Source organism: Selenomonadales bacterium 4137-cl (assembly GCA_032334055.1).
Lineage (GTDB): Bacteria > Bacillota > Negativicutes > Sporomusales > UBA7701 > Anaeroselena > Anaeroselena agilis.
Map to the genome: position 1 here is coordinate 3,549,971 of JAUOZS010000001.1, position 21,979 is coordinate 3,571,949.

Annotated in this window: 20 protein-coding genes and 1 riboswitch; of the genes, 7 read left to right on the plus strand and 13 right to left on the minus strand. The window is 56.8% G+C overall.

Going from position 1 to position 21,979, the window contains the following annotated elements:
* The 3 genes from Q4T40_18480 to nuoB are packed head-to-tail and all read left to right on the plus strand — an operon-like array spanning position 1 to position 3,737.
* Entirely contained in the window at positions 1–1,479 is a 1,479-nt protein-coding gene (locus tag Q4T40_18480; GenBank protein ID MDT8903226.1) for a proton-conducting transporter membrane subunit, read from the plus strand.
* On the plus strand, positions 1,476–2,993 hold the full coding sequence (locus tag Q4T40_18485; GenBank protein MDT8903227.1) for an NADH-quinone oxidoreductase subunit C: 1,518 nt from the start codon (positions 1,476–1,478) through the stop codon (positions 2,991–2,993). Before Q4T40_18480 ends, Q4T40_18485 begins: the two co-directional genes overlap by 4 nt.
* A 12-nt stretch (positions 2,994–3,005) precedes the next feature.
* The gene (nuoB, locus tag Q4T40_18490) at positions 3,006–3,737 is read left to right on the plus strand and encodes an NADH-quinone oxidoreductase subunit NuoB (GenBank protein MDT8903228.1); all 732 of its coding nucleotides are present in this window, start codon (positions 3,006–3,008) and stop codon (positions 3,735–3,737) included.
* Positions 3,738–3,873: 136 nt separating this feature from the next.
* Here the strand turns inward: nuoB and Q4T40_18495 are convergent, their stop codons facing one another.
* The 6 genes from Q4T40_18495 to Q4T40_18520 form a co-directional block, all read right to left on the minus strand.
* Positions 3,874–4,857: a zinc-binding dehydrogenase gene (locus Q4T40_18495; protein ID MDT8903229.1), complete on the minus strand. Its 984-nt coding sequence runs from the start codon at positions 4,855–4,857 to the stop codon at positions 3,874–3,876.
* 15 nt (positions 4,858–4,872) lie between these two features.
* Positions 4,873–6,372: a tripartite tricarboxylate transporter permease gene (locus Q4T40_18500; GenBank protein MDT8903230.1), complete on the minus strand. Its 1,500-nt coding sequence runs from the start codon at positions 6,370–6,372 to the stop codon at positions 4,873–4,875.
* A 12-nt stretch (positions 6,373–6,384) separates the two neighbouring features.
* Positions 6,385–6,870: a tripartite tricarboxylate transporter TctB family protein gene (locus Q4T40_18505; GenBank protein MDT8903231.1), complete on the minus strand. Its 486-nt coding sequence runs from the start codon at positions 6,868–6,870 to the stop codon at positions 6,385–6,387.
* A gap of 80 nt (positions 6,871–6,950) precedes the next feature.
* Entirely contained in the window at positions 6,951–7,943 is a 993-nt protein-coding gene (locus Q4T40_18510; GenBank protein ID MDT8903232.1) for a tripartite tricarboxylate transporter substrate binding protein, read from the minus strand.
* A gap of 26 nt (positions 7,944–7,969) precedes the next feature.
* Positions 7,970–8,590: a hypothetical protein gene (locus Q4T40_18515; GenBank protein MDT8903233.1), complete on the minus strand. Its 621-nt coding sequence runs from the start codon at positions 8,588–8,590 to the stop codon at positions 7,970–7,972.
* Between the two features lie 5 nt (positions 8,591–8,595).
* Entirely contained in the window at positions 8,596–9,321 is a 726-nt protein-coding gene (locus Q4T40_18520; GenBank protein MDT8903234.1) for a 4Fe-4S binding protein, read from the minus strand.
* 276 nt (positions 9,322–9,597) lie between these two features.
* Between Q4T40_18520 and Q4T40_18525 the strand changes: the two genes are divergently transcribed.
* Positions 9,598–11,154 carry a sensor histidine kinase gene (locus Q4T40_18525; protein ID MDT8903235.1) on the plus strand — a complete coding sequence of 519 codons (1,557 nt, stop codon included), beginning with the start codon at positions 9,598–9,600 and terminating at the stop codon, positions 11,152–11,154.
* Positions 11,155–11,181: 27 nt separating this feature from the next.
* Positions 11,182–11,877 (plus strand): response regulator, encoded by a 696-nt coding sequence (locus tag Q4T40_18530; GenBank protein MDT8903236.1) that lies wholly within the window; start codon positions 11,182–11,184, stop codon positions 11,875–11,877.
* 105 nt (positions 11,878–11,982) lie between these two features.
* Here the strand turns inward: Q4T40_18530 and Q4T40_18535 are convergent, their stop codons facing one another.
* From Q4T40_18535 to Q4T40_18545, 3 genes are all read right to left on the minus strand, one after another.
* Complete coding sequence (locus Q4T40_18535) at positions 11,983–13,203, minus strand: 6-phosphofructokinase (GenBank protein MDT8903237.1); 1,221 nt, start codon at positions 13,201–13,203, stop codon at positions 11,983–11,985.
* A 282-nt stretch (positions 13,204–13,485) separates the two neighbouring features.
* A complete protein-coding gene (locus Q4T40_18540; GenBank protein MDT8903238.1) occupies positions 13,486–14,379 on the minus strand; it encodes a PhzF family phenazine biosynthesis isomerase in 894 nt (297 codons plus the stop codon).
* A gap of 28 nt (positions 14,380–14,407) precedes the next feature.
* A complete protein-coding gene (locus Q4T40_18545) occupies positions 14,408–14,803 on the minus strand; it encodes a cupin domain-containing protein (protein MDT8903239.1) in 396 nt (131 codons plus the stop codon).
* A gap of 131 nt (positions 14,804–14,934) precedes the next feature.
* On the opposite strand from Q4T40_18545, the gene Q4T40_18550 reads away from it, so the two are divergent.
* Positions 14,935–15,483, plus strand: coding sequence for an XRE family transcriptional regulator (locus Q4T40_18550; protein ID MDT8903240.1), 549 nt, complete (start codon positions 14,935–14,937; stop codon positions 15,481–15,483).
* A 79-nt stretch (positions 15,484–15,562) separates the two neighbouring features.
* On the opposite strand, the gene Q4T40_18555 is transcribed toward Q4T40_18550, so the two are convergent.
* The gene (locus Q4T40_18555; protein ID MDT8903241.1) at positions 15,563–16,732 is read right to left on the minus strand and encodes an ABC transporter substrate-binding protein; all 1,170 of its coding nucleotides are present in this window, start codon (positions 16,730–16,732) and stop codon (positions 15,563–15,565) included.
* A gap of 249 nt (positions 16,733–16,981) precedes the next feature.
* Positions 16,982–17,082: riboswitch (glycine riboswitch) on the minus strand.
* A gap of 515 nt (positions 17,083–17,597) precedes the next feature.
* On the opposite strand from Q4T40_18555, the gene Q4T40_18560 reads away from it, so the two are divergent.
* Complete coding sequence (locus Q4T40_18560; protein MDT8903242.1) at positions 17,598–18,638, plus strand: hypothetical protein; 1,041 nt, start codon at positions 17,598–17,600, stop codon at positions 18,636–18,638.
* Positions 18,639–18,670: 32 nt separating this feature from the next.
* Here the strand turns inward: Q4T40_18560 and Q4T40_18565 are convergent, their stop codons facing one another.
* From Q4T40_18565 to Q4T40_18575, 3 genes are read right to left on the minus strand one after another with little or no spacing between them, the layout of a single operon-like run.
* Positions 18,671–19,855 carry a DNA methyltransferase gene (locus Q4T40_18565; GenBank protein ID MDT8903243.1) on the minus strand — a complete coding sequence of 395 codons (1,185 nt, stop codon included), beginning with the start codon at positions 19,853–19,855 and terminating at the stop codon, positions 18,671–18,673.
* A 12-nt stretch (positions 19,856–19,867) separates the two neighbouring features.
* Positions 19,868–20,356: a hypothetical protein gene (locus Q4T40_18570; GenBank protein MDT8903244.1), complete on the minus strand. Its 489-nt coding sequence runs from the start codon at positions 20,354–20,356 to the stop codon at positions 19,868–19,870.
* On the minus strand, positions 20,356–21,954 hold the full coding sequence (locus Q4T40_18575; GenBank protein ID MDT8903245.1) for a DNA methyltransferase: 1,599 nt from the start codon (positions 21,952–21,954) through the stop codon (positions 20,356–20,358). Before Q4T40_18575 ends, Q4T40_18570 begins: the two co-directional genes overlap by 1 nt.
* Positions 21,955–21,979: the final 25 nt, after the last annotated feature.

Consider the following 21,979-nt stretch of genomic DNA (forward strand, 5'->3'; position numbering starts at 1 on the left):
ATGTACGAATTGATCGTGCTCGCCCTCGGTCTGCCGCCGGTGACGGCGGCCGCGAGCCTGGCCGTGCGCCGGCGGGGGTTTTTGAAGGTGATGAATGTGGCCGCCAGCCTGACGACCTGCGGACTGACTTTCGCGCTCGCGGCCGGGGTGCTGCGGGACGGCCCTTACGCCGGCGGGTGGCTGTTTGTCGATGCTCTGAGCGCGCTGCTGCTGGTGGTGGTGGGGCTGCTGACTTTTACGGCGACGCTTTTTTCGGCGTCGTATATGGAGGCGGAGGCGGACGAGGGCCATATAAAACCGGGGCTTCTGGGCGGCTATTACGCGCTGCTGCAGTTGTTTTCGTTCACGATGCTGGCGGTGCTGGTGGCGGAGAACCTCGGCCTGATGTGGGTGGGGGTGGAGGCGACGACGCTGGCGTCGACGCTGCTGGTGGCCTTCTATTTCAACCGCTCGGCGCTGGAGGCGGCCTGGAAGTATGTGATGGTTTGCAATGTGGGCATTTTGCTGGCGCTGCTGGGAACGATACTGCTGTATTATGCGCAGCTTAGCGCGGGGGGAGGCGGAGCGCCTCTCAGCCGGGCGGCCATGGAGGCACTGAGCGGCCGGCTTGATCCTTTCCTGGTAAAGCTGGCGTTCGTGTTTATCCTGATCGGTTACGGCACGAAGGCCGGTCTGGCGCCGATGCATACCTGGCTGCCGGACGCCCACAGCCAGGCGCCGTCGCCGGTGAGCGCGCTGTTGTCGGGGGCGCTTTTGAGCTGCGCGTTGTATGTGCTGATCCGCAATCTCGGCATCGTTACGGCGGTGCTGGGCGGAGAGTTCGTGCAGGCGGCGCTGCTGCTGTTCGGGGTGCTGTCGGTGGCGGTGGCCGTGCCGTTCATGCTGGTGCAGCACGATATTAAGCGGCTGCTGGCGTATTCGAGCGTGGAGCATGTCGGCATCGTGAGCTTCGGCTTGGGGCTGGGGACGCCGCTGGCACTGTACGGGGCGGCCTTCCATATCCTCAACCACGCGGTGGCCAAGTCGGCGCTCTTTTACCTGTCCGGGATAATTATTCAGCGGTACCGCTCCAAGCATGTGATGCGCATCCGCGGGCTGTTCGCGGCGATGCCGGCGGCGGGGACGATGTTCCTGGTGGCGGTGCTGGCGATCGTGGGTACGCCGCCGCTTAGCGTGTTTTTCAGCAAGTTCGCGATTGTGGCCGCGGCGTTCGCCGCCGGCAAGCCGGTGCTGGGCGCGGCGCTGCTGCTGCTGTTGGCGGGGGTGTTCGCGGGGATGATGTATTACGCGACCCGGATGATGTTCGGCACTGCTCCGGCCGGGCTGGCGGCGGCGCGACCGGGCGCCTGCGCGCTGGCGGCGGCGGGGTTGTCGCTGGCGTGGGTGGTGGGCACCGGTCTGTATGTGCCGGCGGCGCTGGATGAACTGCTTACCAGGGCGGCGGCGCAGATGTTCGCCGCGGTGGGAGGGCTGAGATGATGATCAAGACTTTTGTCGTTAAGGCGGAGAATCTGCGGGCGGCCGCCAACGCGTGCGCGAGCCGCAGCCGCCACGGGCTGCTGGCGATGTTCGCCTGCGACGAGCGGATCAGTACGGGCAGCTACGCGATATACTGCCTGTTTGACGGGCGGAAGCCTGACGGACTGGTGACGGTGAAGGGGCTGGTGCCTGCCGAAGGGCCGCTGGAGTTTCCTTCGCTGACGCCGGTCATTCCGGCGGCGGCCTGGTACGAACGGGAGATTTTCGATATGTTCGGCATAAAGCCGACGGACCATCCCGAGCTCAGGCCGCTGGTGCTGCACGAGAACTGGCCGTCGGGACTTCATCCGCTGCGCAAGGATTTCGATCCCGCCCGGGAGGTGCCTGAGGCGGACAAACCGTTCCCGATGCTCCACGCCCACGGCGAGGGGGTGTTCGAGGTGCCGGTGGGACCAATCCACGCGGGCATCATCGAACCGGGACATTTCCGTTTCAGCCAGGCGGGGGAAACGATCCTCCGCCTGGACGCCAAGCTGTTTTTCACCCACCGCGGCATCGAGAAGGCGGTGGAGGGGCTGACGCCGGACGAGGCGTTTCCGATGGTGGAGCGGATCTGCGGGGTGTGCTCGGTGTCGCACGCGCTGTCGTTTTCGCAGGCGCTGGAGGGGCTGACGGGGACGTCCATCCCGGAACGGGCGAAGTGGATCAGGGTGCTGACAGCCGAGCTTGAACGGCTATACAACCATGTTGGCGATATTGGCAACCTGAGCGCCGGGATGGGGTTCCAGGTGGCGGTGAGCAACGGCGCCCGTCTGAAGGAGAGTCTGCTGCGTCTGAACGAGGCGGTGACCGGTAACCGCTACCTGCGGGGCATGGTGGTGCCGGGCGGAGTGGCGATGGATGTGACGGGGAAGCTGTGCCGTGAGATTGGGGCCGCGCTGGAGCGGTTCGAGCCGGATTTCGCCTCGCTGGTCGGCCTGATGAGGGAGAACGACGCTTTTCTGAACCGCGTGGATACGACGGGAATCGTGCCGTTCGCCGCGGCCCGCGACCTGGGCGTGGTGGGGCCGGCGGCCCGGGCTTCGGGGGTGGACTGGGATATGCGCCGCGATAAGCCGTACGGCGGCTATGGCGAGCTCGATTTCGCCGTGCCGGTCCGCCACAGCGGCGATGTGGCCGCCCGCCTGTGGGTGCGGGTGGATGAGGTGCCGCAGACGGTGAGGCTTATCCGCCAGGCGCTGGAGAGGCTCGGGGCCGCCGGTCCCGAGCTGGCGGCGGCGGTGCCGCCGGCGCCGGCGTGGGGCGCGGGGGCGGGCTGGAGCGAGTCGGCCCGCGGCGCGAATCTGCACTGGCTGATGATGGATGACGATAACAGGATCTGGCGCTATTTCGTCCGGTCGGCGTCTTATCCGAACTGGCCGGCGCTTACGGTGGCGGCCCCGGGCAATATCATCCCGGATTTCCCGCTGATCAACAAGAGTTTCGAGCTCTGCTACGCCTGCCTGGACCGTTAGGGGGACGACGATATGCTAAAGATTCTGCAGAAGATAATGGCTGTGGGCACGGTGACGGAGGCGTGGGACGCCGGGGAGGCGCCGGAGCGGTTCCGCGGCCGGGTGGCGCCGGCGGGCGGGTCGTGCGCCGCCTGCGGCGCGTGCGTGGCCGCCTGCCCGGTCGGGGCGATCGAGGCTGACGGCGATACGGTGACGGTGAACCAGCGGGCGTGCATTTTTTGCGGCCGCTGCGTGGAGCGGTGCGAACGGGGCCTGCTTACCCAGACGGGCGACTATAAGCTGGCCGAGCTGGGGGGGCAGCTGCTGGGCGAGGCGGTGCGGGCGGAAATTGCCCGGACGCTGGGCCGGTCGCTGCATATCCGCCATTTGGACGTCGGGTCGTGCAACGCGTGCGATTTCGAGCTTAACCAGCTTTTAAGCCCGGTGTACGATTTGCAGCAGTACGGCGTGGATTTCGTGGCGTCGCCCCGCCACGCCGATCTACTGATGGTGACGGGTGTGGTGACGCGCAATCTGACCCAGGCACTGCTGATGACGTATGAGGCGACGCCGTCGCCGCGGCTGGTGATGGCGGTGGGGGCGTGCGCGGCCTCGGGCCGGACGTTCGGCGCGGACAATTACGCGGTGCGCGGCGGAGCGGACGCGTTGGTGCCGGTGGACGTGTATGTGCCAGGCTGCCCGCCCAGACCGCAGGCGCTGCTGTACGGGATATTGCTGGCGCTGGGAAGAATAGAGCAAGCATAGGAAAACCTCCGGGAGACGATCCCGGAGGTTTTTGCGTTGGATTTGGGTCTTGATGGGGTTTGCCGGCGGCCGATCAGCGGCCCCAGAGGCAAGCGCTCTTCCGGTGCGCCGCATCTCAGGTCTATCAACGCTTCTTTTAAGGGCGCAGGACGACTTTGACGGCGGCGTCGTCTTTGTCGACGAATTGGAACGCCTTGTCGATGTCTTTGAGGGAAAACTCGTGGGTTATGAGGGATTTGATGTCGATCAGCCCCTGGACGACCGGTCTGAGCGCCTGCGGGGTCCATACCTGCCGTTCCTGGCGGGTGTGATGGACGAGGCAGGTGTTTCTGAATTCGATGCCGTCGTCGTGCCAGCGGCTGATGTCGAGCCGGACGGGGCGCGTTATCCAGCTGTACCATACGAAGATCCCGTTGTGTTTCAGGAGGGCGGTGGCCGCGTTGATCGACTGCTCGCTGCCGGCGGCCTCGACGACGACGTCGGCCCCGCTGCCGCCGGTGATGTCGAGGACGGCCTGGACGGGATCGTCGGCGGTGGCGTTGATGACGATGTCGGCGCCGAGTTTTTTGGCGAGCTGGAGTTTGCCGTCGAGGACGTCAATGACTATGACCTTGGCGGCGCCTTTCTTCTTGGCGCACTGGGCGATGATCTGCCCGGCGAAGCCGCCGCCCATGACGGCGACGGTGTCGCCGAGCTGGACGCCGGCGTGGAGCCCCGAATACATGGCGCAGGCGACCGGTTCGCCCAGGGAGGCGATGTCCATTTCAAGTCCTTCGGGGACGGGCTCGAGTTCGAACACTTTGGCTTTGAAGTATGTGGCGAAGTTGTTGTTCCAGCCAAAAGCCATGACTTGGTCACCAGGCTTGAATTCCCTGACCTGACGGCCCACTTCCACGACTTCGCCGCCGCTTTCGTGGCCGAGATAGAAGGGGAATTTGGGTTCCTGGCGGAATTCGGCCGTCTTGGGCGGCAGTTGGCCGCGATAAAAGGATTTGTCGGAGCCGCAGATGCCCATGAGGTGGTTTTTGACGATGACTTCGTCGTCGCCGCATTCGAGCTGTCTATCGACGAGGCCGATGGCGTATTCCTTGGTGAGCAGGGCCGCTTTGGTGGCTTGCATTATTTCCTCCTCCCGTTATGCGCCGGGGGCCGCAACGTTCGCTTTGCGCTTTTTGTAGATGTTGACCGCTATCGGGGCGATGAAGGACAGGAGCGATACGCCGAGCAGCACGGCGGCAATCGGGCTGTTGAGGAAGATGGCGTAGTCGCCCTCCGACATGATGAGCGAGCGCCGGAATTCCTGCTCCGCGAGGCCGCCAAGGACGATGCCGAGGATGATGGGTGAAAGGGGAAAATGGTATTTTTCGAGTATGTAGCCCAGTACGCCAAAGCCGAGCGTCAGCCAGACATCCATCATGTTGTTGCGGATGGCGTACGAGCCGACGATGCAGAGGACAAGGATGACGGGCCCCAGTATGGGGTAGGGGATGCGGATGATGTTGGCAAAGCCCCTGATGAAGAAGGGGGCTACGAGGAGGATGATCGCGTTGGCGATCATCGTGCCGAGGAATATTGTGTTGATGAATTCGGCCTGTTCGGTGAACAGCAGCGGCCCCGGCTTGAGGCCGTGGAGGATGAACGCTCCCAGCATTACCGCCGTGGTGGCGCTGCCCGGTATCCCCAGCGCGAGCAAGGGGACCATGGCGCCGTTGGCGGCAGCGTTGTTGGAGGATTCGGGCGCGGCGACGCCTTCCGGATGCCCGGTGCCGAATTTTTCGGGTGTTTTGGACCAGCGGACGGCTTCACTGTAGCTGACCATGGCCGCGGTGGTGGCGCCGATGCCCGGAAGGATGCCGATGACCGTGCCGAGGGCCGAGCCGCCTAATATTGTCGGCATGAGCCGTTTCTGCATGGCGAAGCTAGGCAGTGATGTCCTGATTTTTCCTAGTTTTACTTTGACGGAGGTGTCTTCCATGACCTGGCGGAGTATTTCCGATATGGCGAACAGGCCGATGAGCACGGGGATGAAGTCGATGCCGCTCATTAGGCTGGGTAGCCCGAAGGTGAAGCGGGGAATGCCCGCCATGGGATCGATGCCGACAGTTGCCAGAAAGAGACCGAGCAAAGCGGCGAGGAACGCTTTCACCATGTTTTTCGCCCCCAGGGTGGTCACTACGCTGAGGCCCATGATGGCCATACCGAAGTATTCCGGCGGGCCGAAGGCCAGGGCGATTTTGGCCAGTTGGGGCGCTACGAGGATGAGAGCCGCGCCGCCGAGCAGTCCGCCCAGCGCCGAGGAGTAGACGGAAATCCCCAGAGCTTCGTGAGGTTTGCCCTGTTTGGTCAGCTCGTAGCCGTCGAGGGTGGTAGCGACCGCCTCGGGGGCGCCGGGGGTGCGGAAGAGAATGGCGCTGATGGAGCCGGAAAAAACGGCCGAGCAGTAGACGGAGATGAGCAGCAGGAATGCGGTGTCAGGCTCGAGGGTGTAGGTGAGCGGGATGAGGAGTACCACCATCATCGTGCCGCTCACCCCCGGCGTGGCGCCGCTGAGCATGCCCAGCAGGGCGCCGCCTAAGACGGCGGCGAGGTTCGAGGGTTGTATGATGTGGAGCAGGGCTGCCAGAAAGCTGTCCATTCCCCATGCCTCCTAATAGAAAAATAGGCTGATCATCCTGAAGATGCCAATGCCCCTAGGCATGGGAACAGCCATGATTTTAGGGAAAAGCACTACGAAGAGAACGGTAGCCCCGGTGGCTGTCAGCAGCAGGCTTTTCACGGATCTGACGCCCAGGACGGACATGATGGCCAGACAGAACAGCAGGGTGCCGACCGCGAAACCGAGCAAAGGCATGACGAGGGTGTACGCGACAGCAAGGGCCAGCGTGTACCAGAATCGAAGCGGGTAGGGCTTTTTATCTTCCTCCGCGGCGGCCAGAGCCTTGCGGCGTTTATATATGTCGACGAGGAGCGCCGCGGACAGGATGATCATGCCGGCGAGCAGCAGTTGCGGCCAGTATTCGGGACCGATATCGCTTATCCGCGTTTTGGGGAAGAAGAAAGTCTGGTAATAAAAGAGGCAGGAGGAGGTGAGAAATACCGCGGCGATCAGGGATTCTGTCAGCAGCACCGACATTTTTTTGCCTCCTTTGTCGCTATACTAGGGAAGGGCTGGGGGGGAGGGGAGAAGTTCCCCCAGCCCTTCGGAGACTGTTGCTATTTGATGTAGCCGAGTTTGGTGAGGGCTTTTTTGTAGATGTCGATGTCTTTCTGGATAGCGGCGCCATAGTCTTTGCCGTTCAGGTAGCCGGCCCGCAGGTCAAGGTAGGTGTCTTTCTCCACTTTTTTGTAGGTGGGGGTGTCCTTGGCTTTGGTGAAGGTTTCTTCGAGTTTTTTTACGACGGCTGGGTCAGTGCCTTTTTTGACCATTACACCGCGCCAGTTGCCAAGGGTGATATTCCAGCCTTTGTCGGGCGCGACCGGCAGGTTGGGGAATTTCTCAAGCTTTTTCTCGCTGAAGGCCAGTACGGGAATGAGGCTGCCGTCGGCTACCCGGCCGGCGACCGGACCGAGTTCCTCGAACATGACGTCAAGGTGTCCGCCGAGCAGGGCTGCCTGCATCTGGCCGCCGTTTTCATAGGGCACGTAGTTGACTTTGATGCCGGCTGCGTCTTCCCAGAGGGCGACCACGACTTCGTCGAAGCTGGCGGCACCCGTGCCGCCGACTTTGAGTTTGCCGGGGTTGGCTTTGGCGTAAGCGATGATGTCGTCGATGGTTTTGAATTTGCTGGTCTTGGTGACTTGCAGCATGGCGGTGTCATGCTGGATGCGGGCGACGGGGATGTATTGGTCCAGTTTGTGGGGGGTGCGCCCCAGGGCGACGTTGACGGCGTAGTTGGAGCCCATGAACCAGAGGGTATAGCCGTCGGCCGGCTGCTGGGTGACATAGTCGCCGGCGATGGCCCCGGACGAGCCGGGCATGTTCTTAACGGCGACCGGCTGGCCGAGGATTTCGCCGGCGGGTTTGGCGATGGCCCGGGCGAATACGTCGGTGCCGCCACCCGCGCCCCAGCCGACGATCCCTTCGATCGGCCGTTCGGGATATTTGGCTTTTCCGTCGGTGGCGGAGCCGCCACCGCAGCCGCCGACCACGAGGACGGCGACGAGCAGCAGGACACAAATCAGGCTCGCTCTCGATTTGGTTGTCATTATTATCCCTCCAGTGTTTTTGCCTGTCATTCGGCCATGAGCTTCAGGAGCGCGGCCGCCCTGGCGGGGTTGACGATGCCGCAGTGGCACTGGGCGGCGAGTTCGTCGGCCGCCTGCTGGGGAGTTTTGCCGCCCGCCTTGATTTCGTCGACCATGTGGTTGATGAGGTTGAAGGCGACCATGCCGTGGCCGCACATGGTGCTTATCTCGAGCACCTGGTCATTGGGCAGGCGTTTGGCGTTGCCGTGAATACCGAGGGAGTGTTCGATGGTGTGCCTCTCGATGCCGGCTTTATTGCAGCAGGCGTCGACATGGTCGAGGAGGCCGGAGACGACGATGGACAGCCCTAAGTCTGCTTCCTTCAGTTCTTTGAGGACTTGGGCGACGACTTCTTTGTCGGTGTAAACGGCGTGGACGATGGAGTTGTCCTGATGCCCGTTGGCAATGGCCTCGAGGCCTACTGCCAGGATGTTGCCGGTCTTCATGTCGCCGCTGAATACCGGATTGTATTTGTTGACGATTTTGTAGAACTCGCCGAAAACCGGGGCTTTGCCTTTGGCGTTGACGGTCTGGGCGGCGATCGCGAATACGACGTAGTCTTCCTGTAGGTTTTCCATTGTGCCGTGGCGGTGTAGCGAATGCGTCATTGTATTTATACCTCCTTCGCCAGCGGTCGTCCCAGACCGACGTTTGTTTTGCCGTTTAACGACGGTTCGAAGCCGACTTGGCGGGCGATTTCTGCGGTGGGCACGGTGTTGTCCGCCGACATGCGGCTGGCAAGGTCGAGGCTGAAGACGGTGTCCAGTTCGGGGGCGACCTGCTTGATCGCGGTCAGGGCGACCGCCAGTTTTTCGATGGTGACGTCGAATTCGACGATAGCTGATAGCACTTTTTCGTCAAGTATTCCGTCCTGCATTTTGCCGGTGGCGGTATCGACCATCAGCGCGGTGACAGGGTTTTGCGGCTCGAAGGTTACGCCGATCGGGGCAACCGCCATGGCGACTTTTTCGACGTCACGGAATCTGGTGCCCGTACCCGGTCTGCCGAGTTCGACGGCTACGCCGGCGTGCCCGCGCTTGAAGCGGCCGGTGACGTCGTTGGTTTTCATTTCTTCGGTGCCGCGCCCGGGAACTGAGGTGGTTTTGTGGGGGACGAGGGGGTTGGAGAAGGTCCTGCGGAGGTTGCGCATTTCGTCCAGCTCCTGTTGTTGAAGGGCGCCGGTGGGGCAGACTTTCGGCCTTTGGCATATGCCGCATTCGACGCATTCGTCGAGGTCGATCGCGCATTTCCCTTCGTTTTCCCGGTAAGAAATGCACCCCATTGGGCAGTAGGGCTGGCACAGTTGACAGCCGATACAGGTTTCCTTGTCAATAATCATAGGCTGCTCTCCTTTCGTTTTGGGCGTGGTTGCTTATGCCGTTTCTCCGTCTGTGATTTTCGCCGAGCGGCGGGAAGCCGCCTATTTTATTGCTTAAATGAGGCTGTTAATTGTCTTAATTGCTTTTATTTTTCGTTTATTTCATTTATTTACAGCCTGTTTAGTGTTTTTATTTCGTGGCGGCCATGTTAAAATTTTGGTGATAAAGAAACCTTGGTTAAGGGGGGCGGTAGTATAAATTTCTCCGATTCTTCCCTGCAGAAAAAGGTTTTTTTGTTGAATCTGCTCAGCGGTATGATAGTGTTGGCAATCATCATTTCGCTATTTTATCTGTCGCTTGTCGATAATACCGAGAAGCAAATAGCTGTCCAGGCGCGGAGCGTCGCTAATCTTGCGGCTGCACGGGTGGATGTCATCCAGGCTTATCTTAGCAAAGACCCGTCGAAAAATCTGGGAGGGATTGCGTACGAGGTGGAAAGAAAAACGAACGCCGCTTTTGTCGTGTTTCTGGACAAGAACGGCATTCGTTACACTCATCCTAACCCGGATCTGATTGGCAAGCCTTTTACCGGCAACGATGAGCTGCCGGCGTTGCGCGAGGGCCGGTCGTATATTTCGAAGGCGATTGGCATATCCGGCCCGTCGATCCGCGCCTTCGCTCCGGTGTTCGAATATACCGGCAACCAGTTGGGCGCGGTGGCGGTGGGCTTCTGGGAGCCCGATATCGCCAATATCATCTGGGGAGTTTTCCGCATCTTGTATATTATCATCCCGGTCAGCCTCGTTTCGGTCGCGCTGTTTTCCTTTCTACTGGCGAGCAATGTAAAAAAGACGCTGTTCGGCATGGAGCCGGCGGAAATCGCCATGCAGCTTAAGGAACGGGAGACGATGCTGGAGTCGGTCCGGGAGGGTATCATCGCGATCGATGCCGATTGCAAGGTGACGGTGGCCAACAGCGCCGCCCGTATAATCCTGGCGCCGGAGGAGAATATTCTCGGCAACGATGTGACCAAGGTGATTCCCAATACCAGGCTACCGATCGTGATGATGAGCAGGGCGGCCGAGCTGGACGAGCCGATGCTCCTCAACGGCCACGTGGTGCTGGTAAACCGTATCCCGCTCATGGTCGGCAACAACGCGGTGGGCGCGATTTCAACTTTCCGCGATATGACGGAGATCAATAATCTGGCCGAAGAGCTGACGGGAGCGAGGCAGCTTGTGGATTCGCTGCGGGCGCGAAGCCACGAGTTCATGAACAAGCTGCAGGCCGTTTCGGGCCTTATCCAGCTCGGTTCGTACGCGGAGGCCCGCAAGTATATAACCAGGCTGACGGCGAAGGAGCAGTCGTTTATCGAGTTTTTGCTGAAGAATATCGCCAATCCTGCGGCCGCCGGACTGCTGGAGGGCAAGTCGGCCGAGGCGCAGGAGCGGGGAATCGCGTTGTCGATTGACCCGCACAGCAGGCTCTCGGCGTTGCCGTCGTATTTCGATGAGAACGCGCTCATCATCGTGCTGGGCAACCTGATTGAGAACGCGATGGATGCCGTGCAGGATCTCCCCCCGGGCAAGAGGAGGGTAAACGTGCTGATAGCGCAGGACGCTGACGGGATATTCATCAGGGTCGTGGATAACGGCTGCGGAGTGCCAAGTCATTATCTGACCCAGATTTTCGAGAAGGGTTTTTCGACCAAGGAGTGGGGGAGGGGGTACGGGCTGGCGAATGTCAAAGCTAGGGTTGAATTGGCGTCCGGTTCGATCGATGTAAAAAGCGATGCTTCGGGAACCGAGATTGCGGTGAGGATACCCGTCGGGCCGGCCTGTTCGCAGGAATAGACGTTTATACTATTGCGGGGTGACAAGATGTCTTTTTCGGTGCTGATTGTGGAGGACGACCCGATGGTGTCGGATATTCTTCGGCGGGTTATCGAGCGGATGAACGGTTTTAAAGTGGCGGGCATAAGCGCTACGGAAACCGATGCGCTCAGCAGCATCGCCAGGTTATCGCCCGATTTGATCCTTCTGGATATTTATCTGCCAACCGGTAACGGGCTTAATATCCTCAAGCATGTCCGGCACAGGGAACTGGCCACCGATGTCATCCTCGTCACCGCCGCTAAGGATGTGCAGACGATTTCCGCGACGCTAAGGTTTGGGGCGATCGACTATATAATCAAGCCTTTCGATCTGGACCGCTTGAAGGCCGCGCTGAAGAATTACGCCAGGATGCGCAAGGTGTTCCACAAGAAAGAGGAGATCCGCCAGGACGATCTCGATAAGATCGCCAACCGGGTCGACCCGGATGCCGAAGAGGTGAAGGAGCCCTTTCACGAGGATCTGCCCAAGGGTGTGCATCAACTGACGCTGGAGCAGCTGCTGACGATTCTCCTGCGGGAGAAAAAACCGATGACATGCCAGGAGATCGCGACGGCGATGGCGATGTCGAAGATTACCGTCTGGCGCTATCTGGAGTATCTCGTGGAGACGAAGATGATCAAATATTCGTTGTTGTACGGCAGTACCGGCAGGCCCTCGAAGCTTTATTTCATCGAAGGTTGAGACGCCGAGACGGAAACGGACAAATTTTAGGCCTCCGGGATTATCATCCCGGAGGCCTTTTCTAGCAGCAAAATCGGCGAAGGCGGCAAGAGTACGCCGGAGGCCTTATTCCCGCTCCAGCAGTTTGGGGACGCGCGGGGCGCGGAGCTGGGAGGGGGAGGGCAGGCCGGAGCCCATGAGGGGCCGGACGTAGAATTTGAAGGCGTCGGTGACGTGGTTGCCTTCGGCGTTGATGAATTCGTCGGGCATGGTGCGGGTTTTGCCGGCGACGTCGGCGAGGGGCTGGAGACGGTAGTCGACCGAGTAGTAGCCGGTGCGGACGATGGCGATGGAGCCGTCGACGTTGTTCCAGACGGCCATTTGCACCGCGCGCTCACCGACTTCGCGGGCCTCGTGCTGGTCGACGTCGGAGACGCAGCCGAGGAAGGACCGCTGAAGGTAGCCGAAGGTGTCGCTACGAACGCGGGAGATGCCGAGTTTTTCTTTGATCTGCTGGGTGAGAAGGTCGCCGATGACCCAGCTGCCTGATAGGGAGACGTTGCCGTGGGCGTCGAATTCGGTGTCCTTGCGCAATGAGAGGACGATGGGGTCGCCCGAGCGGTCGCAGATGCCTTCGGAGAGGGCAACGACGCATTTGCGGTGGCGGTCGTAGGTCTTTTTGACCGCGGCAAGGAATTCGTCGATGTCGAAGATGCGCTCCGGCAGATAGATGAGGTGGGGACCGTCCTCGGGGTATTTCTGGGCGATGGCGGACGAGGCGGCGAGGAAGCCGGCGTGCCGGCCCATGACGATGCCGAGGTAGACGCCGGGCAGGGCACGGACGTCGAGGTTGATGCCCATGAAGGCCTGGGCGATGAAGCGGGCGGCCGAGCCGAAGCCGGGGGTGTGGTCGTTGCCCGTCAGGTCGTTGTCGATGGTTTTGGGGACGTGGATGGCGCGCATTTCGTAGCCGGAGGCTTCGGCTTCGTCGTTGACGATGCGGACGGTGTCGGCGGAGTCGTTGCCGCCGATGTAGAAGAAGTAGCGGATGTCGTGGGCTTTGAGGACTTTGAATATTTCGTGGCAGTATTTGCTGTCAGGCTTGTCGCGGGTGGAGAGAAGGGCGGAGGAGGGGGTGAGGGCGACTTGTTCGAGGTTGTGCGTGGTTTCCTGGGTGAGGTCAAGGAAGTCTTCGCGGATGATGCCGGCGACGCCGTTGACCGCGCCGTATACTTTGGTGATCTGGGCGAACTTGCGGGCTTCGAGGACGATGCCGGCCAGGGTCTGGTTGATGACGGCGGTGGGTCCGCCTCCCTGGGCGACGAGGGCTTTACCTATCAGGGCCATTATTATACCTCCTGCACGTTATTTTGTTTTATACGCGGGGCGGGGAGGGATTATGCCCCGCGGGATTAGTGTGGCTTTTTCGCGAGGACCGTATCCTGCCAGCAGGTCAGGCCGGATGGCGGCGAAACCGGGCCGGATTTGGTCCCTGTGCCGGATTATGGAATCGTCTTTTTTATTTTCGCCGCCGTTTGGCGCCTTCCTGCCGGGGAAAACGATTAGCGTACCGGACAAGAACAAAAAAGCCCCCGGCACGAGACCGGAGGCTTGGGGACGAGAGGGAGGCTAGCCGTGAAGGCAATATTGGCCGCTGATGCGCAGCACGGCGCGGCCGCCGAACAGGATGCGCCGGTCATGGCCTTCCCCGACGCTGCGCAGTCTGACGATGTTCGGATTGTCACGGGAGGGGCCCTGCTCGATGATGACGCCGTCTGGCCGCCACAGGCCCTGGTCGTGGAGGTAGTGGCCGAAGGCGGCGTTGCCCGAGCCGGTGGCCGGGTCTTCGAGGTAGCCGTATTTGGGGGCGAAGACGCGGGTGCGGAAGTGGGCGGACGCCAAGGCTGTTTCGCGGGCGAAGACGAGGATAATGTCGACGCCGTGCTGTTCGCAGAACAGGCGAAGCTCTTCCTGCGGGGGTAGCAGGGCGAGGCAGGCGTCCAGGGCGGCGAGCGGCAGGATGAGGGTGCGGAGGCCGGCATTGATCAGCCTCGCAGGCAGGACGGCGTCGACGTCGGAGGCGCTGGCCGCGAGGGCGCGCGCTATTTCCCCGGCCGCGAGCGGGCAAGGGAGGCGGCGGGGCGGGGGGGCGGTGATGTAAACGGCATCTTCTTGCGGAACGCGGTTGACGACCACGAGCCGGTCGGCGCCGACCAGGAGGGATAGCTCCGGTTTGCGGCGGAGTTCTTCGCTGTCGCTGATGAGGTCGTACATGATGGCGATGGTGGCGTGGCCGCAGAATTCGACCTCGCATTCGGAGGAGTAGAATTGCAGGGCGAAGCTGTCCTCAAGCGGCCGGAGGTAGCCGACTTCGTTGACGAAGCCTTTGAGTTCGCGGGCGATGCGCTGCATTTCGGCGGCGGCGATGACGGTGTCTGCGCCGAGGTAGATGCAGCCGGCGGGGTTGCCCGAGGCCAGGCCGTCGGCGAAGGCGTCGATCTTTTTGAAGGGAAAGGGTTTCATGCTGGCACTTCCTTTCGGCAGTCGGCGACTATTTTACTTCAATGGAGACGAAGAAACGATCTTCACCGAGGTGAGGGGGAGGAGCGGAGAAGACGACCTGCAGGATGGTGTCGCCGCTGTTGACCAGGCGGTGGACCTGGCCCGCCCGGATGCTGAAGCAGTCGCCCGCCTTGACGGATGCCGCCTGCTGCCACTCGACCGCGTCGCCTTTCAAGGCGCCAACGGCGATTTCGCCCCTGCCGCCGACGATGTGGTAGGCTTCCGCGCCGTCTTTATGGTAGTGGGCAGGGAGCGTGACTCCCGGGTCAATGGCGGCGAAGTACAGCGAGAGCTGCGGGTCGGCGGTGAGCCTGCGGATGCTGAGGCCGGTGCCGGGATCGGGGGGCTGGCTTGTCTGGGCATCAAGGTAATTCACAATTTCCATGGCCGATTCCTCCTTTATTGGCTGCCAGACAAAGACGTGCTATAATGAATATAAATTCCAATATATTGTCCAGCGACTTCGCCTTCATTCTATATTATATTGGAAATTTAGTCAATATATCGGAGGTAAATGTGGAGGAAATCGGTAAAAATGTGGCGGCTAATCTGAAGGAGCTGAGGAAGCGCCGTCAGCTTACGCTGGAGGAGCTGGCGGAGAGGTCGGCGGTGAGCAGGAGCATGCTGGGCGAGATCGAGCGCGGGCGGGCGACGCCGACGATAACGGTGCTGTGGAAGATCGCGCAGGCGCTCAAGACGCCGCTGACAACGCTGATCGGCAACCGGGAGGACAGTTTTACGGTGGTGCGTGCTACCGACCGGGTTCCCTTTAATGAGGAGGCGGGGCATGCCATAACGAGTATTTTCCCGTATTACGAGCCTCACCGCCTGGAAGCGCTGGCGATCGACCTGGCGCCGGGGGCGGCGCTCGATAACGCCGGCCATATGAAGGGTGTGGAGGAGTATCTGTTCGTGCTGGAGGGCGCGATTGAGGTTACTGTGCAGCGGGAGAAGATAGGCCTCCGCGCCCGGGATTCGATCCGGTTCGCGGCCGATACGGCCCACCGGATCGAAAACGTCGCCGCCGGTGCCGCGCGGCTGTTGAACATAATTTATTACCGCTAGAAGGGTCTTTGCCCGTCAATGTACAAAGGGCTCCGGAATTAATCCGGAGCCCTTTGTGGCGGTTATTATCTCTCGCGGGTTACGGCTTGACGGTCGCCCTGTACACCTGCTTGCCGTTCTTCATTTCGATTATGACCGCGCTCTTGACGGCGTCGTGGGTAGCGTTGAGCGTGGTGGCCCCGGTGATCGCCGGGAAGTTTTTGGTGGCCGCGAGGGCGTCGCGGATCTTCGCCGGGTCGGTGCTGTTGGCGCGCTTGATGGCGTCGATGAGGACGTTGGCGGCGTCGTAGCCGAGGACGGCCATGGCATCGGGGGCCTGCCCGTATTCTTTTTTGTAAGCATCGACGAAAGCCTTGGAGGCGGCGCTGGTGTCGTCTACGGAGTAGTGGTTGGTGAAGTAGGTGTTGTTGAGGGCCGCAGCAGTGCCGACTTCGACGAGTTTGGGCGAATCCCAGCCGTCGCCGCCGATGATCGGCACGGCGATGCCGAGTTCGCGGGCCTGTTTGACGATTTTGCCGACTTCTTCATAGTAGCCGGGTACGTAGATCATTTCCGGGTTGAGGGCTTTAGTCTTGGTGAGGATGGCTTTGAAGTCCTGGTCTTTCTGCAGGTAGGCTTCCTCGCCGAGGACGGTGCCGCCGCCTTTGGCGAAGGCGGCCTTGAAGAAGGCCGACAGGCCCTTGCTGTAGTCGCTGCTGTTGTCGACGAGGATCACGGCCTTTTTGAGTTTGAGGGTGCCGAGCGCGAAGTTGGCGCCGACCGTGCCCTGGAAGGGGTCGATGAAGCAGACGCGGAAGGTGTAGTCTTTCACTTTGCCGGTTTTTTCGTCGACCGTTACTTTGGGGTTGGTGGCGCCGACGGCGAGGAAGGGCACCTTGACGGATTCGACGACGTTGGAGGCGGCAATGGCGTTGGAGCTGGCGAATACGCCGGTTACGGCGACGACTTTGTCCTGGGTGAGGAGTTTGGTCATGCCGTTGGCCGATTCGGAAGGTTCGCTTTTGTTGTCGGCAACGACGGCTTTGATCTGTTTGCCGAGTACCCCGCCTTTAGCGTTGGCTTCTTTTATGGCCATCTTGGCGCCGTTGGTGGTGGAGGCGCCGAAGGTGGCGTTGCCGCCGGTCAGTTCGTTGAGTAGGCCGATCTTGATTTCGGCGGAAGACGAGGAATTGCTCCCGCAGCCGGCCAGTAGGCCGGCCAGCATGACGACGATCAGTGATATTACCGTTATTTTGAATGACGTTTTCATTATTATCTACCTCTCCCTTTTGTTTCGGTTGCCGCGCGTTGCGGCCGTGTTGCCGCTGACGCCCGGCGGCATATCTTTACGCCATCATTGATCGCTTGCATCCCCCCAAACGGTATGACCGGTCATGCGGTTCCGGCTGATCTCCCCCGGCAGCGGCGTAGTAGCAAAATAAAAAAAGCCAAATCATAAGATTTGACTCCGAAGAATGGACATTTGAGTTATCCGCCGCACAAAAATGCGACCGGATCAATCAACTGCTCTGTCCTTTTGCCTGAGAGATTCATCGGCTTGCACGCATGCCGACTTGCACCTTCGGCGCCCTTATCCAGGGGCTCTCCAGAGTTCCATCCGCCCACGGTTCCGCAACAGGGTATTTCGCTCCTCGGTTGCTGTTCCGTAGACTTCATATGGACACAAGTATTGAATTTTCGACACCTTTTAAAGTATACTCCCGGCGCCGGGGGTTGTCAAGGAAAATACAGCCTGGCAAAGACGAAACGCCTTCCGGCCGGAAGGCGTTTTTTTTTGGAGCGGGCAACGAGATTCGAACTCGCGACCCACGGCTTGGGAAGCCAAAAAATGCTCTTTTATCCCTTATACAGGGTCCACGAAGTCGGAAAAAGCGGGGGGTTCTGCTTGCAGTAAGTGCACCTCGCCTACTATTTCTATCTGGTTTTATACCCTATTGCCTTCCTAATTGCCTTCCTAAAATCGCAGATCCAAGCGCTCACTCACTTGCCCCCTCTCCGACCGTGTCATTCTGGAGCCGATACAACTCCTGTACTGGTCTCACTATAACAGGACATAATATGGGTAAATATTACAATATAGCATTTTATGTTATAATATAGATAAATGGAAAGGAATGGTGATGCTTTTGACTAGGCAAATAACAGCGAATCAATTAGACATAATGGAGCACCATCGGTACGCTGTATACTACGATGATCTACAAGAGGGTATTTGGGTCCAAAGCTTACATCCCAACCTTAATAACGTTGACTTGCACCCCATTACTGGTGCATTACGCCATAATCCTCAATTGGCTGCGGTGTTATCATACGATCGTCCTGATGCGATTATAACGGATAATGGTATACCGATATTGGTAATTGAAAGAACGGTCGAAGTCCCTAGTGGCCATAACGTAGGCCAGCGATACGGCCGACTAGTTGCTGCCGCAGAAGCGGGAGTTCCATCTATTTACTTTGGCCCGTATGCAGCTAGAAAACATGGCGGGGCGACCGAAGGTCCTAGGTATATGAATTTGAGACTTTTTTATTCGCTAGATAAGGTTACGCAGGTTACAAATATAGCAACAACCACTATTAACTGGCCGGTTGATCAGAACTACGAAGTGCGCCAAGATCCCGCAAAAGATCAGCGAGTAAGAGAATATCTCATACTTTTCTTTCAAGAATACGAAAGAGTTGGGTTAGCAGGGCTAAATCGGGCAATAATTGATTCTGAGTTTCAACGCAGACAGCTAAATGAAAGACAAGAATTTATTCGCACTAGAGTACGCAGGCCTGCTCAATACGACGGACCACCGGGGTCGGTCAAACTTCTAAATACCGAAGACGCCAGAACAAGATACCACCTGCCGGCGCAAAGCCTTAGGGAGTTTACTCACGTCGTAATCTATATGGCAGGGATGAGGTATCTAAGGTCAGATCCCTATGCAGGGATGGCAATGCTTTATAAATATCTTTATATATTCGGGGAAGAAAATGAGATTGGGCTGGTTTTACATTTTCCGAATATAACTATCGACATGTGGAGGAACCTAGAAAACTCCCAGCGTAAAGATATACGAATTTTTCGGGGTGTAGCTGATGGAATCATATTCCGGGACGGGTTCCTTGACGTAGCCGCATTACAACCTCAAACTACTATCACAACTTAAAAACGGGGGCGGCATTTGCTGCCCCCGTTAAATTATGGTTTTTGAAAAAATAATAGTAGCTCTGTTCCCATCTTGTTGGCACGGCGATTAACGCCAGCCCTCGTCGTTTCGGCTATTAGATTGAAACCGGCAATAGTCGCCAATTCTTTTGTTATGCTGCCCAAATCAACTATTTCACCTTTTACTAACGGATTACCAACCATCATGAACATACTTCTACCTGGTTTCAATACACGAAAAGCTTCAAGCATTGCTTTCTGATAGCTATTGCAGAAACGTTCCACCACATCTTTTGACTGACGACGACCGCCAGTGAGCTTTTCGTCTAATGCTTTTGGCTCATATCCCAACCATTTAAGACTTAGGCTCCCATACTCAGCGTAGGGAATAGACCCAATATAGGGTGGGTGAGTAACAATTGCATCTATAGAGCTATTACTAAGCGGTATATTTGCCGCATCTCCAAGAATTATCTCGGGGGTATACTTTGAAAATGGATATATCATTAATTCTTGAACCATTTGAATGCAGTCATATAAAGACTTTAAAAATAAACCTCCCGGAAGCGGGCGGGGTTTTGCGTCTCTATGAAACATTACATTAGGGTATCCATTGTGAGCGTTGCTACTGCGCCGAACTATATCGCTAAAAGCAACTAATGCTAAGTCCCGACAATCCTTATCTTCAATAATCTTAATATTTTGATGAATAACTATTAGTTCTTTTAGAACCGGAAGCTGATACCATTTTGTGAACCATGGATCTGTTAGCCTAGAATCCTGTTGTAATCCCAGGCTAATATTAGATGTCTTGGCAAATAAAGATGAATCATCAAGCTCAGCAAGTCTTTCAATTAAAAACCGAAAATCTAAGGTTAGTTTTTCTAAGCGCTCCATAGGTATTGGAGTAATCTTTACTTTGGAAATAAGCGCTGCTAAAGGGTTCAAATCTATTCCTATAGAATGGCGTCCGGCCAAAACTGCTTCTACTAAGGTAGTGCCTGAACCTACATATATATCGAGAACAGTTTCTTCTGGGGAAGATAGTAGTTCAATGGCCTGTCTTGCAATTTGCGGAATGAATTTACCCGAATACCGGTGAAGATTATGTGTCAAGTATTGGGTATTTGCGTTGTGAAACTCCCAGTCTAGACAAGATACATTATCCTGAAGACTAGTCCAATAGGCACTATCAGCTTTATTACAGTCTAATATCATATTCTTTCCTTCCTAGAAAGGTCCCTCTAATCTTGCCTCAGTCAGATTGGTTATTCGAATATAAATAAATCCGGGATCGGGCTGTTCAATAAACTCTTGTGCAGAAAAAGCTAAGGCAGGTATTAGTAAGAGGTTGTTCAGTGGTAAGATAGCAGAAATTCTTCTTTCGGTTGCAAATTTTTCGAGGGAACCCAAAAAATCATTGAGCCTATTGTCCAAAAGATCCCGCAGTTTATCACGATCGTCTCTGGAGTATTTCGGTTTAGCCTCAACAATGAGTAACTGGTTGTTTCGAAAAGCTAAAAGATCAGGAACAAGCTTTCCCTTACTATGACGCCGCGGGTCGGGGCTATTATCGCGCGCTAAATTAGGGTCAACAACATTTAAGGCATGCAATTCATCATCCGACCCGCCGGGGTATTGGCCTGCAATAAGTAACCAGCCCTCTCTCTTTAAGAAATTGCGCATTGCAACATGAATGTGACCTTCTGATAACGCCATTATCGCGAGGACCTCCTGTGGAAAAGCATTATATACTCTTCTTGGATAACTCTTTCTTGCCAGGGGACTTGAGAATTGCTATTATTTGTTTTTAGTTTATGTCGAATGGCATTATCAAACACAAAACCGTTGGCCTCAAAAATTTCTTTCATGATTATATCATTCGGAATTATGGTGTCGCCAATTTTCTTGTTTCCTATGACAAAGGCAACTCGTCCATTTGAGCGCATCCAAAAGCGCAACTTACTTGCAACCATATTCATGTCTTCAAAGAACTTCATCATCATTAATGTTCGGATATGGTGCTTGGAAGACAATGTCGCTCCGAGTGTCTGACTAAAGAAAGAACGATAGGTTTGGCTATTGTTGGAGACAAGGAAATCTTCGACGTGGGGCGGGTTTTTAGGTAGATACTCAGAGCCTATTACATGTTGTCCGAATTCGTATGGATCTGTTTCAAGGAACTGTTCTAGTGTTCTATATGACAGTAGATGCGTTCGAAGATAGCTTATGGCTTCTACTCCGTAAGGGGGAGATGTAATTACATGAGATACAGATGCCTCGGGTAGATCTACTTCCAAGACATCTCTTTCTAGGAGTGAAACAGAATGCTCGTTCACTAGTGTGTCGCGATGAGTTACAAGAGAATCCTGGATTGACTTCAGCATTTTGGAAAGCTGTCGGATCACTATTTGAAGGACATCAACATTCTCTTTCGGTTTTTTGCTGTACTCCGCCCGAACTACATCAACGTCTACATTACCGATGCTTCTCATTTTAGAAGAAAGCGCAATTAAAATTATATCACGTGCATATTGCTGTTGAGTTGCTGCAAACTCCGTTACAATAGATACTCCTAACAACGCATCCCTAGTAAACCAATTTTGGTAATTGGGGAAAGCAGAAATCAAATTGCCCGGTCGTGAGAGAATGTCTTCATAAGGTATTTCGTTAATGAGCCTCCCGCGCAAAAAACTTGACAACCGCTCGCTGTAGAAAAAGGACAACTGTTCAGGTATGTGCGAAACGCTGTCAGTGTTCATGGGGAACTTGCTTTTTGTCCGGGCAATCAAAGAAGATAGCGGACATATTTCGATACCAATTGATGGAATGCCAAGCAGCCTACATTCAACTAGTGTAGTTCCACTTCCAACGAAAGGGTCTAGGACAATATCATTTTGGGTTGCCTGAAAGTGGTTAAGAAGTGCTCTGACGAGATGTGGGGGAAATCTACCTACATATCTGTGCCACCCATGAGGTCCATAGTTTGAATTCCAACTTTTAGCATCTTTTTTGGGTGATTCGAGCCTAGTCAAGGAAGTGGGTTCTTCGGTAAAGCCTGTACTTTCAATTAGCGAGAGCCGCTTACGATAGAGTTCCCACGGAATTCTTTCCTCTGATTGTTCTTGCAAAGAGATTAGTGTGTTGTGGAACCAATTCTGATCGATAGGCCCATTGATTACGAATGGTGAAACGCGGATGATCTCTTTGGCGTTTTGACCATATTGAAATAGCCGATGAGCTTTGTTCTCTAGTCGATCAATCGAAGGCAGGCTCACATCAAAATCATTTTTCTTTAGTAACGAAGGATTTTGCATTATAATATACTTCTCCCCGACAACA

Coding starts and splice junctions, on each gene's coding strand:
- Q4T40_18480 (MDT8903226.1), top strand. CDS start 1: ATGTACGAATTGATCGTGCTCGCCCTCGGTCTGCCGCCGGTGACGGCG.
- Q4T40_18485 (MDT8903227.1), top strand. CDS start 1,476: ATGATGATCAAGACTTTTGTCGTTAAGGCGGAGAATCTGCGGGCGGCC.
- nuoB (MDT8903228.1), top strand. CDS start 3,006: ATGCTAAAGATTCTGCAGAAGATAATGGCTGTGGGCACGGTGACGGAG.
- Q4T40_18495 (MDT8903229.1), bottom strand. CDS start 4,857: ATGCAAGCCACCAAAGCGGCCCTGCTCACCAAGGAATACGCCATCGGC.
- Q4T40_18500 (MDT8903230.1), bottom strand. CDS start 6,372: ATGGACAGCTTTCTGGCAGCCCTGCTCCACATCATACAACCCTCGAAC.
- Q4T40_18505 (MDT8903231.1), bottom strand. CDS start 6,870: ATGTCGGTGCTGCTGACAGAATCCCTGATCGCCGCGGTATTTCTCACC.
- Q4T40_18510 (MDT8903232.1), bottom strand. CDS start 7,943: ATGACAACCAAATCGAGAGCGAGCCTGATTTGTGTCCTGCTGCTCGTC.
- Q4T40_18515 (MDT8903233.1), bottom strand. CDS start 8,590: ATGACGCATTCGCTACACCGCCACGGCACAATGGAAAACCTACAGGAA.
- Q4T40_18520 (MDT8903234.1), bottom strand. CDS start 9,321: ATGATTATTGACAAGGAAACCTGTATCGGCTGTCAACTGTGCCAGCCC.
- Q4T40_18530 (MDT8903236.1), top strand. CDS start 11,182: ATGTCTTTTTCGGTGCTGATTGTGGAGGACGACCCGATGGTGTCGGAT.
- Q4T40_18535 (MDT8903237.1), bottom strand. CDS start 13,203: ATGGCCCTGATAGGTAAAGCCCTCGTCGCCCAGGGAGGCGGACCCACC.
- Q4T40_18540 (MDT8903238.1), bottom strand. CDS start 14,379: ATGAAACCCTTTCCCTTCAAAAAGATCGACGCCTTCGCCGACGGCCTG.
- Q4T40_18545 (MDT8903239.1), bottom strand. CDS start 14,803: ATGGAAATTGTGAATTACCTTGATGCCCAGACAAGCCAGCCCCCCGAT.
- Q4T40_18555 (MDT8903241.1), bottom strand. CDS start 16,732: ATGAAAACGTCATTCAAAATAACGGTAATATCACTGATCGTCGTCATG.
- Q4T40_18560 (MDT8903242.1), top strand. CDS start 17,598: ATGGTGATGCTTTTGACTAGGCAAATAACAGCGAATCAATTAGACATA.
- Q4T40_18565 (MDT8903243.1), bottom strand. CDS start 19,855: ATGATATTAGACTGTAATAAAGCTGATAGTGCCTATTGGACTAGTCTT.
- Q4T40_18570 (MDT8903244.1), bottom strand. CDS start 20,356: ATGGCGTTATCAGAAGGTCACATTCATGTTGCAATGCGCAATTTCTTA.
- Q4T40_18575 (MDT8903245.1), bottom strand. CDS start 21,954: ATGCAAAATCCTTCGTTACTAAAGAAAAATGATTTTGATGTGAGCCTG.